16 protein-coding genes are annotated in these 15,799 nt (G+C 71.7%); 6 read left to right on the top strand and 10 right to left on the bottom strand.

The genetic code is table 11. The features are described 5' to 3' along the window. Nucleotides 1-30 precede the first annotated feature (30 nt). Together LZG04_RS31820 and LZG04_RS31815 are read right to left on the bottom strand one after the other, a co-directional pair. On the bottom strand, nt 31-510 hold the full coding sequence (locus LZG04_RS31820; RefSeq protein WP_233824008.1) for an SRPBCC family protein: 480 nt from the start codon (nt 508-510) through the stop codon (nt 31-33). Continuing rightward, nucleotides 500-838: a helix-turn-helix transcriptional regulator gene (locus tag LZG04_RS31815; protein ID WP_233824006.1), complete on the bottom strand. Its 339-nt coding sequence runs from the start codon at nt 836-838 to the stop codon at nt 500-502. The genes LZG04_RS31820 and LZG04_RS31815 overlap by 11 nt, the downstream gene beginning before the upstream one ends. Before the next feature lie 143 nt (nt 839-981). On the opposite strand from LZG04_RS31815, the gene LZG04_RS31810 reads away from it, so the two are divergent. Next, the gene (locus LZG04_RS31810; protein WP_233824004.1) at nt 982-1,389 is read left to right on the top strand and encodes a DoxX family protein; all 408 of its coding nucleotides are present in this window, start codon (nt 982-984) and stop codon (nt 1,387-1,389) included. 2 nt (nt 1,390-1,391) lie between these two features. On the opposite strand, the gene LZG04_RS31805 is transcribed toward LZG04_RS31810, so the two are convergent. The 3 genes from LZG04_RS31805 to LZG04_RS31795 all read right to left on the bottom strand — a co-directional run bounded on the left by LZG04_RS31805 (nt 1,392) and on the right by LZG04_RS31795 (nt 5,081). Continuing rightward, on the bottom strand, nt 1,392-2,087 hold the full coding sequence (locus LZG04_RS31805; protein ID WP_233824002.1) for a TIGR03089 family protein: 696 nt from the start codon (nt 2,085-2,087) through the stop codon (nt 1,392-1,394). Nucleotides 2,088-2,362: 275 nt separating this feature from the next. Beyond that, nucleotides 2,363-3,556: an LCP family protein gene (locus LZG04_RS31800; RefSeq protein WP_233824000.1), complete on the bottom strand. Its 1,194-nt coding sequence runs from the start codon at nt 3,554-3,556 to the stop codon at nt 2,363-2,365. Nucleotides 3,557-3,644: 88 nt separating this feature from the next. Then, nucleotides 3,645-5,081, bottom strand: coding sequence for an LCP family protein (locus tag LZG04_RS31795; protein WP_233823998.1), 1,437 nt, complete (start codon nt 5,079-5,081; stop codon nt 3,645-3,647). Between the two features lie 266 nt (nt 5,082-5,347). Between LZG04_RS31795 and rfbB the strand changes: the two genes are divergently transcribed. Genes rfbB through LZG04_RS31780 form a run of 3 tightly spaced genes read left to right on the top strand, consistent with a single transcriptional unit; the run spans nt 5,348 to nt 8,034 of the window. After that, nucleotides 5,348-6,340, top strand: coding sequence for a dTDP-glucose 4,6-dehydratase (gene rfbB / locus LZG04_RS31790; protein ID WP_233823996.1), 993 nt, complete (start codon nt 5,348-5,350; stop codon nt 6,338-6,340). Beyond that, on the top strand, nt 6,340-7,233 hold the full coding sequence (rfbD, locus tag LZG04_RS31785) for a dTDP-4-dehydrorhamnose reductase (protein WP_233823994.1): 894 nt from the start codon (nt 6,340-6,342) through the stop codon (nt 7,231-7,233). The genes rfbB and rfbD overlap by 1 nt, the downstream gene beginning before the upstream one ends. Nucleotides 7,234-7,251: 18 nt before the next feature. Then, nucleotides 7,252-8,034, top strand: coding sequence for a GNAT family N-acetyltransferase (locus tag LZG04_RS31780; RefSeq protein ID WP_233823992.1), 783 nt, complete (start codon nt 7,252-7,254; stop codon nt 8,032-8,034). Here the strand turns inward: LZG04_RS31780 and LZG04_RS31775 are convergent. From LZG04_RS31775 to LZG04_RS31755, 5 genes are all read right to left on the bottom strand, one after another. Continuing rightward, on the bottom strand, nt 8,031-8,471 hold the full coding sequence (locus LZG04_RS31775; RefSeq protein ID WP_233823919.1) for an Imm1 family immunity protein: 441 nt from the start codon (nt 8,469-8,471) through the stop codon (nt 8,031-8,033). The genes LZG04_RS31780 and LZG04_RS31775 overlap by 4 nt on opposite strands. 291 nt (nt 8,472-8,762) lie before the next feature. Next, entirely contained in the window at nt 8,763-9,101 is a 339-nt protein-coding gene (locus LZG04_RS31770; protein ID WP_233823917.1) for an SdpI family protein, read from the bottom strand. 4 nt (nt 9,102-9,105) lie between these two features. Then, a complete protein-coding gene (locus LZG04_RS31765; protein WP_233823915.1) occupies nt 9,106-10,191 on the bottom strand; it encodes a glycosyltransferase family 1 protein in 1,086 nt (361 codons plus the stop codon). After that, entirely contained in the window at nt 10,184-12,673 is a 2,490-nt protein-coding gene (locus LZG04_RS31760) for a glycosyltransferase (RefSeq protein ID WP_233823913.1), read from the bottom strand. The genes LZG04_RS31765 and LZG04_RS31760 overlap by 8 nt, the downstream gene beginning before the upstream one ends. A gap of 70 nt (nt 12,674-12,743) precedes the next feature. Next, the gene (locus LZG04_RS31755; RefSeq protein WP_233824213.1) at nt 12,744-13,643 is read right to left on the bottom strand and encodes a glycosyltransferase family 2 protein; all 900 of its coding nucleotides are present in this window, start codon (nt 13,641-13,643) and stop codon (nt 12,744-12,746) included. A 270-nt stretch (nt 13,644-13,913) separates the two neighbouring features. On the opposite strand from LZG04_RS31755, the gene LZG04_RS31750 reads away from it, so the two are divergent. Beyond that, a complete protein-coding gene (locus LZG04_RS31750; protein ID WP_233823911.1) occupies nt 13,914-14,666 on the top strand; it encodes a GntR family transcriptional regulator in 753 nt (250 codons plus the stop codon). Nucleotides 14,667-14,710: 44 nt separating this feature from the next. Further along, a complete protein-coding gene (locus LZG04_RS31745) occupies nt 14,711-15,745 on the top strand; it encodes a glycosyltransferase family 1 protein (protein ID WP_233823909.1) in 1,035 nt (344 codons plus the stop codon). Nucleotides 15,746-15,799 lie beyond the last annotated feature (54 nt).

Below are 15,799 nucleotides of genomic sequence, written 5' to 3'. Positions count from 1 at the left end.
CTCACGTTGCCGCCGAACGGACGCGCTGCGTCAGGCCGCCGACGCCAGGTACGCGGCCAACCGCTCGTAGCTGACCTCCGCGCCGTCCTTCATCCCCGTCTCCAACGCCCGGTCCCGGTCCGCCTGCGACGGGTACTTCATCGTCTGCACGACGGTCGTGCGCTCACCGTCCGCGATGAACTCGGTCGTGTTCACCGTCGACGGCCACCGCGGACCCCACGACTCGGTCTGCACGGTCCGCGACCACGGCGTGACCTCTTGGTACTCGCCGGTCATCGCCATCTCGCTGCCGTCGGCCCGCCGCCACACCATGTGCCACCGCCCTCCCGGCCGCAGGTCGATCTCGCACACGGGCATGGTCCAGCCCTCGGGCCCGAGCATCCAGCGCACCACGTGCTCGGGCTTGGTGAACGCGTCGAACACCAGCTTCCGCGGCGCGTCGAACGTCCTCGTCATCGCCACCTCCACAGCGGACGGCGTGGTCCACGAAACGGTGGTGTCAGCGGTCATCTTCCTGCTCCTTCATTCGTTCGAGGTAGGCGTCCAGGCGGCGGTAGCTGTCGTCCCAGAACCGGCGGAACCCGTCGGCCCACTCGGTGACCTCCCGCAACGGCGTCGCGTCGAGCGTGCACGGCCGCCACTGCGCGTCACGTCCGCGCGTGATGAGCCCGGCCCGTTCCAGCACGCGCAGGTGCTTGGACACCGCCGGGCCGCTCATGGCGAACGGCTCGGACAGCTCCTTCACGGTCGCCGCGCCCTCGGCCAGCCGCGCCAGGATGGCCCGCCGCGTCGGGTCGGCCAGGGCCGCGAAGGTGATGCTCAACGGATCGTCCGCCATCTTTACCTAACCACTTGGTTATCTAACTGTCTGGTTTTCTACGCCCCTGTCGAGTCGCTGTCAACACCGCTCGCGCACCCGGAACTGGTTGAAAGTTCATATAACGTCGATCGCGTTCGACCGTCGACCGGAAGGGAAACGCAATGCTCAAGGACGTGGCAGCGCTCATCGGCCGCATCGGCGTGGGGGTCGTCTTCCTGGCCCACGGCTGGCAGAAGGTCACCGAGTGGGGCCTCGACGGCACCGCCACCGCGTTCGCGGGCATGGGCGTGCCGCTGCCGACGCTGTCCGCCTGGTTCGCCGCGATCGTCGAGCTCGCGGGCGGCGCGCTGCTCGTCCTCGGCGTGGCGCTGCCGGTGGTCGGCGTGCTGCTGGCCGCGGACATGCTCGGCGCGCTGATCCTCGTGCACCTGTCGAACGGGCTGCTCGGCCAGGGCGGCTACGAGCTCGTCCTGGTGCTCGGGGTGGCCGCGCTCGCGCTCGGGTTCAACGGCGGGTCGCTGACCGCGGCACGCCTGGCGAAGGGGCGCAGGGCCGAGCAGCCAGCCTGACGTCAGCCGACCAGGTCCAGCGTCGTCTGCTCACTGGCGCGGCGGGCCGCCAGCAGGTCGGGTGCGGCGTTGCTGCACTGCACCAGCGAGCCGCCGCCCGCCAGCACGGCCAGGAAACCGTTCAGCAGGCCGTCCGGCAGACCCCACTCCACAGTGGACAGCACGCGGGACGTCGTGGTGATGCCCAACGTCGCCGCCCGCTGGTGCGCCTCCTCCACCACTTCGTCCACAGTGGACTTCAGCAGCGCGGGGGTGGTGCCGGGGACCGGTTCCCACGGCGTGAAGTCGTCGCCGAACACGCGCACGTCGTCGTTGTAGTCCACGGGCGCGCCGCTGCCCAACCCCATCGGGTGCAACGACGCCACGGCCGTCACCGGCGCCCCGGGAGCCTCGACACCGGGTGCCACGACCGCCACCTTCGCGCCCGCGGGGTCGTCCGTCACCGCCGCGCCGCACCACCACGCGCCCAGCAGCACGCCGGCCGTCTGCCAGTGCGCGGGCAGCAGCACGGCCACCGGGTCGCCCGGCTCGACGTCGTGCTCGTCACGCAGCCAGTTCGCCGTCTTGGCCGCCCAGTTCCGGATGGTGGCGCGGGACAGCTCGACCCGCGTGCCCGCCGCGTCGTCGTAGTGCGTGATCAGGGGACGGCCGGGGTTCGCCGCGAACAGGGGCGCGAACAGGGCATCCGTGACGGTCATGACCCAACCTTGCCACGACCCTCCCCCCACCCTCCCACCAACCCGCGTGTCCTACGTTCGCGTCACGCGTGTCCTACGTTCGGAACACCCGAGTTGAACGCTCAGAACGCCGGCTGACCCGTCCTGAGCGTTCAACTCGGGGTACCTGAACGTAGGACACGCGCGTTCTGGACGTAGGACTCACGTGTTCTGAACGTAGGACACGCGTGTTCCGAACGTAGGACTCACGTGTTCTGAACGTAGGACTCACGCGTTCTGGACGTAGGACACGCGGGTTAGTCGACGCAGGGTGGGCCCGGTTGGGTGGCGCGGCGGCGGGGGCCGTCCAGGTTCAGGGGGCGGGCGGCGAAGCGTCGGGTCGGGGACGCCTCGGTGGGGGAGGAGGGGGTGGAGGCGGTGGTGGTGGGCGCGGGAGGTGGGGTCTTCTCGCCCAGGATGGCGGACACGAAGACCTTGACCTGGGCCGGGTCGACGGTGACGACGCTCTGGCCGCGCTCGTTGCGCGCGCCGACGTCGATCACCGGGATGGTCGCGAACTCGACGTTCCCGCCGGCCAGCCCCCGCGCCTGCCCCGCGAACGTCGCCAGGTCCAGCCCCTCGTCCACCACGATCGACTTGCTCACCGCGTCCAGCAGCCCGGACAGCCGCGCCGGGTCGGCGAGCGTCCCCGCCGACAGCAGCTTCGACATCGCCGCCGACATGAACACCTGCTGCCGCGTGATCCGGCCCAGGTCGCCGTTCGGGATGCCCTTGCGCTGCCGCACGAACGCCAGCGCGTCACCACCGGAGATCGTCTGCACGCCCGCGCGGAAGTCCGCGCCCGAGTCCGGGTCCGACGTGGCCTGCCTCAGGCACACCTCCACGCCCCCGATCACCTCGGTGAGCAGGTAGAACCCGTACAGGTTGATCTCGGCGTAGTGGTCGACCCGCACGCCGGTCAGCTCCTGCACCACCTGCACCAACGCCCGCCGCCCGGCCTGGTCGCCCGCCTTGGACCGCTCGGTCAGGTCGGACAGGCCCTGCGCCGCCAGCCGCTCCATGGTGAAGAACTTGGTCAGCCCGTACGCCGAGTTGATCTTCTCCTGGCCGATGTCCGGGATGGGCACGTAGGTGTCCCGCGGGATCGACACGGCGTGCGCCTTGCTGCCGTCGTGCGGCACCCGCATCACGATGATCGTGTCGGTGTTCAGCGTGTCCGTCGCCTCGGTGCGCAGCTCGCGCAGCACGTGGTCGGGCAGCGGCACGCCCTGGGCGTCGGTGCGGCTGTCGCTGCCGACCAGCAGGATGTCGGTCGCGCCGTCGTTGGCGGGCGGCGCGTTGGGCACGTCCGACAGCACGGTCAGCACGTCGGTCGTGTTCACGCTCTCCTGCACGCGCCGCAACGTCGACCAGCCGTACCCGGCGGCCACCAGCACGGCCGCGGACAGCAGCGCGACGAGCACGCGTCCGGCGATCACCGCAGCCTTCACCGGCGTCCTCCTACGAAATGGGTGTGGCGATCAGGCTAACCACCTTCCGCCGGTCGGACGCCCGGGTTCACCAGGAGGTGGGTGTTGTTCAGTTGACGCAGACCACACCGTCGGCGGTGATCGGTGGGGTGGAGCTGGTCGTGGGCACGAGCCGCGTGCCGGTGACGTCCACCGAAGCCGGGTCGGACTGGTCCGGCGGCGCGTAGTCGGCGCCGGCGTAGACCAGCACCTGCCCCCTGGGCACGGAGTCGTCCTCGACGGCCTCGGCGTTACCGCCCAGCGCGAAGATCACCTTGTCGGCGGCGGCCCGCTCACCCGGCGCGTGCCGCACGGTCGTCGTCTCGGCGTACGCCCCGGACGCGGCCTCCCCGCGGCGGAACCCCTTCTCCACCAACATGTCCAGCACGCTGGCGGCCAACCGGTTCACCCCGGCGGCGTTGTGGACGTGCACGGTGATCGCGGAGTTCGGCGGGCCGGACGGGGTCGTGGTCGTCACGGGGGCCTTGGTCGGGTTGCCGTCCGACGCCAGGCCCTTGATGAACTGCCGCACCTGCGCCGGGTCGACCGGCAGCACGTTGCCGTCACCCCACGTGTCCATCGGGTCGCCGACCGGGATGGTGCGGAACTGGATGTTGCCGCCCACCAGGCCCTGCATCTGGGTGGCGAACTCGGTGACGTTCCAGCCCTCGCTGAGCACGACGGACTTCTTCACCGCCGTGACGAGCTGGTTGAGCTTGTCGAAGTCGGTCAGCGTGCCGGTGGACAGCACCTTGCGGGCCAGCGCGCCGATGAACACCTGCTGCCGCACGATCCGGTCGAGGTCGCCGCCGGGCAGCCCGTTGCGCTGGCGCACGAACGACAGCGCCTTGGCGCCTTCGACGGTCTGCCGGCCGGCGGCGAAGTCGGCCCCCGAGTCGCGGTCCCGGGTGGCCTCGTTCAGGCACACCTCGACACCGCCGAGAGCCTTCGTGACCTCGTAGAAGCTGGCCAGGTTGACCTCGGCGTACCGGTCGACGGTGACCGAGCCGCCGGTCAGCCCCTCGATCGTCTTGATCAACGTCTTGCGGCCGGCCAGCGTCGACTCCAGCTCGATGCGGGCCTCGCTGGTCACGCCCTGCTCGCGCAGCTTCTGCGCGGTCTCGTTCTTCTGCCTGGCCAGCGCCGAGTTGAGCTTGTGCGTGCCGAACCCGTCGGCGATCTCCACGTACGCGTCGCGCGGGAACGAGATGGCCACCGCGCGCGTGCCGTCCTGGGGGATGTGCACCAGGATCATCGTGTCGGTGTTCAGCGTGCCGTCGGCCACACCGCCGTTGAGCAGCGCCAACACCTCGTCGGACAGCGGGTTGCCCTGCGCGTCGGTGCGGCTGTCGACGCCGACCAGCAGGATGTCGACCGCGCCGTCGAGCGGCTTGCGCGGCACGCCGTCCTCGTCCTGGGTGACGGAGGAGGCGATGACGTCGGTGGTCGTGATGTCCTCGTCGAGGTCGCTGAGGTAGTACCAGCCGTACCACGTGACGACGAGCACAGCCGCCGAGACAAGGGCCAGCAGTGAACGGGCCGTGAGCGTGAGCACACGAAGAGCAGCCGATCCACCGGCTGTTTCGGGCGGACTGGAGTCCACTGCCTGCCTCCCCCGTGCGCTCAGGCCTGCCTGATCGAGATTAGTGGCGCGGGGGTGAACCGCGCCGGACATTCCTCTTATACGGGAGACGCTGTAACAACCGGGTGGGTTGCAGAGAAGGGGCTCGTGACAGACTGCGATGAGCAGCCGGCTTCGGGAGGGCACTGAGCATGCGGGTTCTGGTAACGGGTGGGGCCGGGTTCATCGGCTCGCACTACGTGCGGGAGATGGTCGGAGGCGCGTACCCGGCCTACGCCGACGCCGAGGTGGTGGTGCTGGACAAGCTCACCTACGCGGGCAACGAGGCGAACCTCGCACCGGTCGCCGACAGCCCGAGGCTGACCTTCGTCCGCGGCGACATCTGCGACCGCGAGCTGGTCGCCGACCTGATGAGCCGAACGGACGTGGTGGTCCACTTCGCCGCCGAGTCGCATGTGGACCGGTCGATCTCCGGTTCGGCCGACTTCGTGCTGACCAACGTGCTGGGCACCCAGACGCTGCTCCAGGGCGCGCTGGAGGCGGGCGTGGCGAAGTTCGTGCACGTCTCGACCGACGAGGTCTACGGCACGATCGACGAGGGCTCGTGGACCGAGGACCACGTCCTGGAGCCGAACTCCCCGTACTCGGCCTCCAAGGCGTCGTCGGACCTGCTGGCGCGCTCGTTCTTCCGCACCCACGGCCTGCCGGTGTGCATCACCCGGTGCTCGAACAACTACGGTCCGTACCAGTTCCCCGAGAAGGTCATCCCGCGGTTCGTCACCAACCTGCTCGACGGCAAGAAGGTGCCGCTGTACGGCGACGGCCTCAACGTCCGCGACTGGCTGCACGTGGACGACCACTGCCGGGGCATCCAGCTCGTGCTGGAGGGCGGCCGGGGCGGCGAGATCTACAACATCGGCGGCGGCACCGAGCTGACCAACCGCGAGCTGACCGAGCGCCTGCTGGCGGCCACGGACCGTGACTGGGACTCGTTCGTCGAGCCGGTCGCCGACCGCAAGGGCCACGACCGCCGCTACTCGGTCGACATCACCAAGATCAGCACCGAGCTGGGCTACGCGCCCCGCGTCGACTTCGCCGAGGGCCTGTCCGCCACCGTGCAGTGGTACCGGGACAACCGGTCGTGGTGGGAGCCGCTCAAGCAGCGCGCGGCCCTGGCCGGCTGATGGCACTCGCAGTGCTGGTCCCCGGCGGTCGCGGCCAGTTGGGCCGCGACCTGGCGGCCGCCACCCCCGAGGACGGCCTCGTGCACGCGCCGTCGTCCGCCGAACTGGACCTGACCGACCCCGAGGCCGTCGCCGACGCCGTGGCCGTCTTCGCCTCCACCGCCCGCGACGCGGGCCACCGCCCGGTCGTCGTCAACGCCGCCGCCTACACCGCGGTCGACGCCGCCGAAACCGACGTCGACCGCGCCACGGCCGTCAACGCCCTGGGTCCGCAGCACCTGGCCACGAGCTGCCGCGCCCACAACGTCCCGCTGCTGCACGTCTCCACGGACTACGTCTTCCCCGGCGACGGCACCCGGCCCTACGAACCGACCGACGAAACGGCCCCGAAATCGGTCTACGGCCGCACGAAGCTCGACGGGGAACAACGGGTCCTGTCCACGTGGGACCGTTCCTGGGTCGTCCGCACCGCCTGGGTCTACGGCGAACACGGCAACAACTTCGTCAAGACCATGGCCCGCCTGGCGACCACGCACGACACCCTGTCCGTTGTGGACGACCAGGTGGGCTCCCCGACGTGGTCGCTCGACCTCGCCGACGGCCTGCTCCACCTGGCCGCCGCCGTCGCCGCGGGCGACAACCCGCCACGCGTCCTGCACGCCACCAACGCGGGCGAAACGACCTGGTGCGGCTTCGCCCGCGCCATCTTCACCGAACTGGGCCTGGACCCGACCCGCGTCCGCCCGTGCACCACCGCCGACTACCCCCGCCCCGCCCCACGCCCGGCCTACTCCGTCCTGTCGGGCAAAGCCTGGGCCGACGCGGGCCTGCCCCCTCTGCGCCACTGGCAGGAGGCGTTGACCGACGCCTTCTCCACCAACGCCCTTCCCTGACAATCCGAGGCGATCCGGGTGACGTCAACTCGCGCCGGACCCAACCCCGACCACATGGACACCGTCACCCTCGCCCAACGCCCTGACCTGTCCGACGCCGTCTACCGCATCCCCTACCCACCCGACTCACCGCGGTTCATGCAGGGCAACCTCGCGTCGCTGCTCGTGCGCGGACGGCGGGTGGCGCAGCGGTGGCCGCACCTGGTGGTGGCGTTGCTGGACGGTGACCGGCCCGTGGCGCGGGGGATCATGGTCGGCTACCGGGCGGACCGGGATGCGCGGCCGGCGTTGCCCGACGGTGGGTGGGACCAGGTGGCGGTCTGGGCGGCCGAGGACGCGATGGACGGCGTCGAGCCCGACACCGCGTGCGCGTTGGAGATCGCCGTGCACCCCGATCACCAGGGGCGCGGGCTGTCCGGCGCGGTGTTGGCGGCGATGAGGTCGGCGGCGGCCGGGTCGCGGGTGCTGCTGGTGCCGCTCAGGCCGCCGGACAAGGCAGCGGAGCCGGAGGTGCCGCTGGACGTCTACGCCGCGCGCACCCGTGCCGACGGGCTGCCGGCGGACCGGTGGCTGCGGACGCACGTGCGGGCCGGGGGGCGGGTCGAGGGCATCGCCCGGTGCTCGTCCACCGTGCAGGCGCCGTTGGAGCGGTGGCGGGAGTGGACCGGGCTGCCGTTCGACCGGGACGGGGCGGTGGTCGTTCCCGGCGCACTCGCACCGGTGTTCGTGTCGACGTCACACGACGTAGCCGTGTACGTAGAGGCGAACGTCTGGGTCTCCCACCCCGTGCCGGTGGGTTAGGCGGCCTGCCAGGTGACGGAGCCCGGGCGTTGGGCGGTGCTCAGGAACTCCTTCAGCGCGGTCGCCAGGACTTCCACCGGCACGCCCGCGCCCGCCGGGTAGTCGACGTACTCCGACCGGTACTCCGGCGACGCCGGGTCGCCTTCCAGGGTCGAGTAGTCGTGCTCCGGGTCGGCGTACGTGAGGTAGCCGAACCCCTGGTGGATGGCCGCGGCCACGTCGTGGTCGGGGATCTTGGTGGTGCCCGGCGCGCCGAGCAGGCCCTCGGTGTCGACGATCAGCTCCCGCTCCTGGTGCTCGATCACGGCCGGGCCCGCGCCGGGCTCGGCCAGGCGGCTCAGGAGGGTGTCGACGTCCTCCGGCGCGGTGACGGTCATCTCGTCCGCGGCGTCGGCGTCGTTGTCGTCGTTGATCGGCCACACAGCCGTGAAGCTCATGGCCGGCATCATCGCAGTGGACGCGCTGCGTGACCACCGGAGGGGTCGGTTGCGCCGTTGGGGTGGAGTAGGTTTATCGCACTGGTTTTGCGCTCAAGCAGTGCGAGAACCTTTCCGCCATGTCCGCGATCGGGCGATCCCCTGAAGTGGCCGCGCCTCGGCTCGAAGACGAGCGGCAGCGGTTCTTGCGTCGCGTCTGTGCCGTGACCGGCTCACGGCAGATCTCGTGGAGCGTCCTCAAGCCCGCTCAGACCGACCGGCAACCCGGGCACTCGTAACAGCTCCCCGGCTTCACCGCGGTGGTACCGCCCTGAGGCCGCGCAGCATGCCGACGACCATCGGCGGCATCATGCCGATCGACGTGACCAGGACCGCGGCGAGCAGGGCACCGTCGTTCGGCACGAACCACGCCACGACCGCTCCCACCACGCCGATCACCCCACCGATGATCGTCGGCGGGCCCGCGGCCTTGTTGGCGGCCCGGAACGTCGCGTCAGAGCGCATGGTCGCCGGGGTGCGCAGGCCGACGAAGCGGTTGCGCGGCAAGCGCTCGGTGAGACCGAGGTACCCGACGAGCCCGACGACCAGGCCACCGAACCCGAGCACCAGCGACAGCAAGGGCTGGATCAACTCCTCACCGCCCCGCCGCCCGCCGGTACGCCGTCACGGTCAGCTCCGCCGTCCGCCGCCACGTGAACTCCGCCGCGTGCGTGCGCCGCGCCGCCTGGTCGGCGGTCGTCGGCAGCGTCTCCACGGCCTCGACCATCGCCGTCGCCAACGCCTCCACGTCACCGACCGGCACGTGCCTCGCGTGCCCACCGGCGACCTCGCGCAGCGCCGCCACGTCCGAGCACACCACGGGCACGTTGCACGCCAACGCCTCCAGCACGGGCAGCCCGAACCCCTCGTCGCGCGACGGCAGCACCAACGTCGTCGCGCCCGCCACCACGCTCCTCAGGTCCACGTCGTTCAAGTACCCGGTCCGCAGCACCCGGTCGTCGGAACTGGCCACGTGCGGCCCGGCCAGCACCAACGGCGGCAACGACGGCCGTGCCGCGTGGGCCGTCAGCAACGTCCCGAGCCCTTTGCGCGGCCCGCCCGCGCCCACGAACAGCAGGTACTCCGACGGCAGCCCCAACCGGGACCGCAGCGCCGGCGACGGCGGCCGTGCGGCGAACCACGCCGGGTCCACCCCCAGCGGCGTCACCACGATCTTCGACTCCGGCACGCCCAGCCGTTCCACCACGACCTCGGCCACCGCACGGGTCGGCGTGCACACCACGTCGGCCCGGGTGGCCGACTTCTGCACCAGCTCCGGCAACCGCCGGTCCGACGGCGGCAGGTCGCCGGGCGTGTCGAGGAACGCCAGGTCGTGGATGGTCGTCACGCCACCGGCGCGCAGCGCGGGCGGCAGGATGAAGTTGGTGGCGTGCATGACGTCGGTCGGCCCGGCCAGGAACTCCACCGGCGGGAACGGCATCCGCAGCCAGAACTGCCGCAGCAGCCGCGCCGACACCGGCAGCCCGCGCGCCACGACGTCGTGCGGCAGCACGGTCCGCAGCGCGCGCCACCCGCGCAGGGTGAACGCCACCGCGCGCACGTCGACCTCGTCCAGCATCGACGCCAGCTCCTCGGCCAGCGCCGCGGTGTAGCGGCCGATCCCGGTCCGCTGCCCGAGCAGGGGGGTGCCGTCGATCAGCACCCGCAACGGCCTAGCCACGGCGCAGCTTCTTCAGCACGCGACCGGTCGCCCGGCGGGCCACCTCACCGGCGCCGCCGGCGCTCATGTACTCCTTGACCAGCGCCACGTCCCGCTGCACCTTCTCCAGCCGGCCCAGCGGCCGGTTGCGCACCATGAACGACGAGCCGGGCAGCCGGTCGGCGGCCGGCCGCGGGTTGCGGCAGAACCCGGTCAGCGGCGCGAGCACGTTCTCCCAGGTGAACCGCTCCCGCACGACCGCGATCCGCTCCGCGCACCCGGCGGCGAACGCCGTGTCGTACAGCACCTTCTCCAACGCGTCGGCCAACGCGTCCGGGTCCTCCGACGGCACCACCACCCCGAGGCCCTCGTGCCGCACCAGGTCGGCGAACGAGTCGCCGTCCGTGGTCACGATCGGCAGCCCGCCCCACAGGTAGTCCAGCACGCGGGTCCTGAACGCGAACGTCGTCTCCACGTGCTCGTAGTGCGTGGTCACGCCCGCGTTCGCGTCGAGCAGCCAGTTCTGCCGGTCGTGGTAGGCCACCCACGTCTCGTTGAAGAACACGTGCGAGCCGACCAGGTCCAGCCGCTTGGCCAGCGCGCGGGTCTGCCCGGCGATGTCCATGTCGGGCACCTCGGGGTTGGGGTGCTTCATGCCCAGGAACACCAGCCGCGCGTCCGACCGGCGGGTGCGCAGCCGGTCCATCGCGTGCAGCAGGGTCAGCGGGTCGAACCAGCTGTAGACGCCGCCCGCCCACAGCACGACCTTGTCGGACTCGTCGATGCCCAGCGTCGAGCGCAGGCCGGGCCCGGTGCGCTGCGGCGGCTTGCCCGGCAGCCCGAACGGCACCTCGGCCAGCAGCGAGCGCACGGTCGGGTCGTTGTCGTACAGCGACGGCGTGAGCCTGCCCAACGCGATCAGGTGGCCGAGCCAGAAGTGCCGCTGCCGCTCCGACGCGCACAGGAAGAAGTCGCCGCGCGCCAACTGGTCGTTGATCACCTTCGTGACGCCGACCAGGTCCAGCTCGCGCTGCTCGTCGGTCGCGTCCTTGCCCTGTTCGAGCAGTTCCAGGTGCATCGGGTCGTAGATGTCGCAGACGACGACCTTGGTGGAGGTCGGCTGCTTCAGCTCGGGCACGAACTCCAGCGCGTGACCCTGGAGCACGACCACGTCGGCCCACTCGACCTGCGCGCCCAGGTCGCGTCGCGCCACCTTGAGCACCGGGAACGACGACTCCGGCGGCGCGCACAGCGGGTTGATCGTGACCAGCCGGACCTCGTGCTCACCGGAGAGCACGTCGGCCATGTTCCAGGCCCGGATCGCCGGGCCCGCCATCCGGTCGGTGATCGCGTCACCGGTGATCACCAGGACGCGGCGGGGCCGGCCGAACACCTCCTCCAGCCCGAACACCTCGACCAGCACGTCGTGCGCGGCCAGGTAGCGGGGCAGGGGGTAGGCGGGCTCCATCGCCTTGCGCATCAACGGCACCAGGTCCGCGTCCGACACCCGGCGCGCGGCCTGCTCGTCCTTGCGCGACTCGGCCAGCGACGGCAGCAGCTCCACGAACTGGTCGATCGCCAGGAACCCGGCCAGCGCCTGCCGCGACACGGGCACGGGCGCGCGGTCGTCCTCCGGGTTCGCGGGACGTCGGGTGATCTCCAGCTGGGTGGCGTCGATCTCGCCGCGCGCGGTGGCGCGGCGGACGACGAGCGCCAGCGCGGCGGGCAGCGCCTTGGCCAGCGTCTCGTCGGAGAAGTTCTTGTAGAGCGCGGCGAGCGCGTTGCGCTCCAACAGGTACAGCTCGCGACTGGTGTCCACAGTGGACATGGAGGCGTGGTGCTTGTGGTAGGTCAGCGACGTCGGCACGTACCGGACGCGCCAGCCGCGCAGGTTCATCCGCCAGCCGAGGTCGACGTCCTCGTAGAACATGAAGAACCGCTCGTCGAACCCGCCCAGCTCGCGGAACACCCCGGTCCGCACCACGAGCGCCGAGCCCGTGCCGAACAGCACGTCGCGGGCGACGTCGTGGGTGCCGTCGTCGGGTTGCCCCGCGTGCCGCTTGTAGCCCATGCCGAACCACGTGAGGCCGGCGTCCACGAAGTCGATCTCGCGGCCGTCCCAGTCGAGCACCTTGCTCGCCACCGCGCCGACGGCGGGCTCGGCGCGCAGCACCGCCGCCGCCTCGCGCAACCACCGCGGGTGCGGGCGGGCGTCGTTGTTGAGGAAGGCGACCACCGAGCCGCGGGCGGAGCGCACGCCGAGGTTGCAGCCGCCGGCGAAGCCAAGGTTGTCCGGCGACTCGACCACCTCGGCGTTCGGCGCGGCGGCGCGGATGCGGTCCGCGCTGCCGTCACCCGAGGCGTTGTCGACCACGATGACCTGGAGTTTCTCCGCCGGGTAGTCGAGGTCGCCGAACAGCGCGCGCAGACAGGTGATGGTGTCGTCGGCCCCCCGGTAGTTGACCACGACCACCGAGACGTCAGGCAGGCTCCCTTGCTCCACGGGCTAACTCTGCCTCATCACGCTCCGCAGCGTTCGGTCAAGGTGTCCTACGCCTCGCCGTCGTGCTCCCCTAACGGCCCGCCCACTCCCGCCACACCACCCGCCGGTCCACCGTCGCCCGGCGGCCGATCCGCCACCGCTGGACCGCCGTGGCCGGCAGCCTCACCAGCACTTCCAGCAGCACGCGCAGCCGCAGCGGCACGTGGAAGTTGGCCGCGTCCGGCACGTCGCGGCGCAGCGGCAGCAGGGCCGTGATCGCCGCGAACCGCGCCACTTCGCGCAGGGCCGTGCCCGCGGGCGCGCAGCGCAGGAGGGTGAGCAGGCGGTTGCGCTCGTTCCAGCGGTGGAACGGGCGGGAGCCGGGGTTGGTGCTCGCGCCGTGCCGGTGGCGGACCTTCGCCGGGCCGACCGACAGCACCCGGTGCCCGGCCAGCCGCAGCCGCCACGCCGTGTCGGTGTCCTCGTAGTAGCAGAAGAACGCGGCCGGCACCCCACCCGCGCGGGTGAGCGCCTCCCGCCGCAGCAACGCCGCCCCGCCGCAGAACCCGAACACCTCGCGTCCCGCCAGCACCAGGTCGGCGCCGTGCCCGTCGGCGGTGAGCCGCACGCCCACCGACTGGGTCGAGCCGTCGGCCAGCAGCATGGACGGCGACGCTGCGGCGGCGTCGGGCGTGGCGTCCAGCGCGTCCTCCAGCGCGGCGAGCCAGCCGTCCTCGGGCACCGCGTCGTCGTTGAGCCACGCCACGTACTTCGTGGTGATCCCCGGCAACGCCGCCGCGAGACCACCCGCGTAACCGCGGTTCACGGGCAGGCGCAGCACCTCGGGCCGGCTCGGGTGCGCGGCGACCAACCCGGCCGTGCCGTCGTCGGAGGCGTTGTCGACCACGAGCGTCCGATGTGGACGCTGCCGGCCGAGGGCGTCGAGGCAGGCCGTGATGTGCTCCCGCCCGCGCCACGTCACCACGACCACCGTCGTGCTGGGGATCGACACGGCGTGAGACGGTACGCGACGCGGCTGGCCGAGGCCGATCCCGGGAGTCGCCCGCCGCAGCTCCCGGATCCGCTCACCGGGAATCCGATAGAGCTCCTCCGCCGCGTCGGGGGTCAACGCCAGGGTGGCGACCCTGTCGAATTGCGTCATCCGCTCGCCTTCGGCGGACGAACTTATCCAGATAGGTCGCTGACCGGTGGAGCCACTCATGAGGCGGGTAGCTGTCTAGATGGCTTCTACGATCGGGTGATGGTGCGGATGAAGCCGTGGGTGGAGATCGCCGAGGAGCTCCGGCGCGAGATCGGCCGGGGCGTCTACGGCCCCGGCGACCGGCTGCCCTCGGGGAGCGACCTGATGAACCGCTTCGGCGTTGCCCGGCAGACGGTCCAGAACGCGATCGACCAGCTCCGCGCCGAAGGGTTGGTGCTGAGCGTGGCGGGCAGGGGCTGGTTCGTCTCGGAGCGGAAACCGATCGTCCGGCTTGCTCGCAACCGGCTGAGCGCGGCAGAGCGGGCCGACGGTCGTGGAACGTTCATGTCGGACGCGGCGGTCGGGAAGTGGCAGCGGTCCGTCACGGTGGAGGTCCGGCGCGAGGCAGCACCCGAAGACGTGTGCTCCTACCTCGCGCTGGACCCGGGGCAGGAGCACGAGGTGGTCGTGCGGGACCGCGTCATGCGCGCCGATGGCGAAGTCGTCCAGCTCGCCGTGTCGTACCTGCCTGCCGACATCGCCGGTGGCACCCGGCTCGAAGAGGCCGACACCGGGCCGGGCGGGGCCCACGCGCGGTTGGAGGAGATGGGCTTCGAGCTGACGCACTCCACCGAGGTGGTGTCGGCACGCCCACCGCGGCCGCGAGAGGCGGAGCTGTTGCAGATCCCGTTCGCCTTCCCGGTGATCCAGGTGGTCCGGGTAGCCTTCGCGGGCGGCCGCGCGGTGGAGGTCGACCACATCACGATGAGCAGCGAGCGCTACCAGCTCGTGTACCGGATCGACGCCGACTGACGCGGTTGCCACCATGCCAAGCGTATCGATTCGACAGGTGCGATGTGCCCGACCTCGTTGTGCTGACCGAGCAGTTGCTGGCGCCGGTACCCGGCGGTACCGGCCGGTACACGCGTGAGCTGGCCGCCGCGCTGGCCGCCACCGCGCCCGCCGGGTGGACCGTGACCGGGGTGGTGAGCAGGCACGCGGACGTGTCGGCGGCGGTCGTGGCCGGTGTGCGGGGGCCGCGCGTGCTGCCGTTGCCCCGACGTGCGCTGATCGCGGCGTGGGAGAGGGGGGTGCCGTACTGGCCCGGTGGTGACTCGGTGCACGCGTTCACGCCGTTCGCGCCGCCGCGCGGGCGGGTGGTGGTGACGGTGCACGACACCGTGCCGTGGACGCACCCGTCCACGTTGACGCCGCGCGGGGTGGCGTGGCACCAGCGGGTGATCAGCCGTGCGGTGTCCCGGGCGGGCGCGATCGTGGTGCCCACGGCGGTCGTGGCGCAGGAGCTGCGGCGGTTCGCGCCCGGACCTTCACCCGTCCACGTGGTGGGCAACGGGGTGACGGCGTTCCCACCGGAGGAGCCGGTGGACGTGCCGCCCCGGTACGTGCTGGCGATCGGCACGGTCGAGCCGCGCAAGGGTTTCGACCTGCTGGTGTCCGCGACGGCCGAGCTGGACGTGCCGCTGGTCGTGGTCGGGCCGCAGGGCTGGGGCGGGGTGGACCTGCGCGCGCCGCACGTCCACCTGATGGGACGGCTCAGCGACGCCCGGTTGGCGTTCGTGCTGCGGCGGGCGGCGGCGCTGGCCGCGCCGAGCCTCGCCGAGGGGTTCGGGCTGCCGGTGGTGGAGGCGATGGCGGCCGGTGTGCCGGTCGTGCACTCCGACGCGCCCGCGCTGGTCGAGGTGGCCGGCGGGGCGGGCGTCGCGGTGGCGCGGGGTGATCGCGCGGCGCTGGTCGCGGGGCTGCGTTCGGTGCTGTCCGATGCGTCACTGGCCGATCGGCTCGTCGCCGCCGGTCGGCGCAGGGCAGAGGCGTTCACCTGGGAAAACGCGGCACGTGCGGTGTGGGCCATCCACCTGGGGATGTTTCGTTGAGCAACATCTTGCGTGATTTGCGGTCAACCCGTCGGCGACCGGCCGTACCCTTCA

Origin of the sequence: Saccharothrix sp. S26 (assembly GCF_021390395.1) — a bacterium.
In the GTDB taxonomy this organism is placed as follows: domain Bacteria; phylum Actinomycetota; class Actinomycetes; order Mycobacteriales; family Pseudonocardiaceae; genus Actinosynnema.
This window is presented reverse-complemented; position numbering and strand designations above follow the sequence as displayed.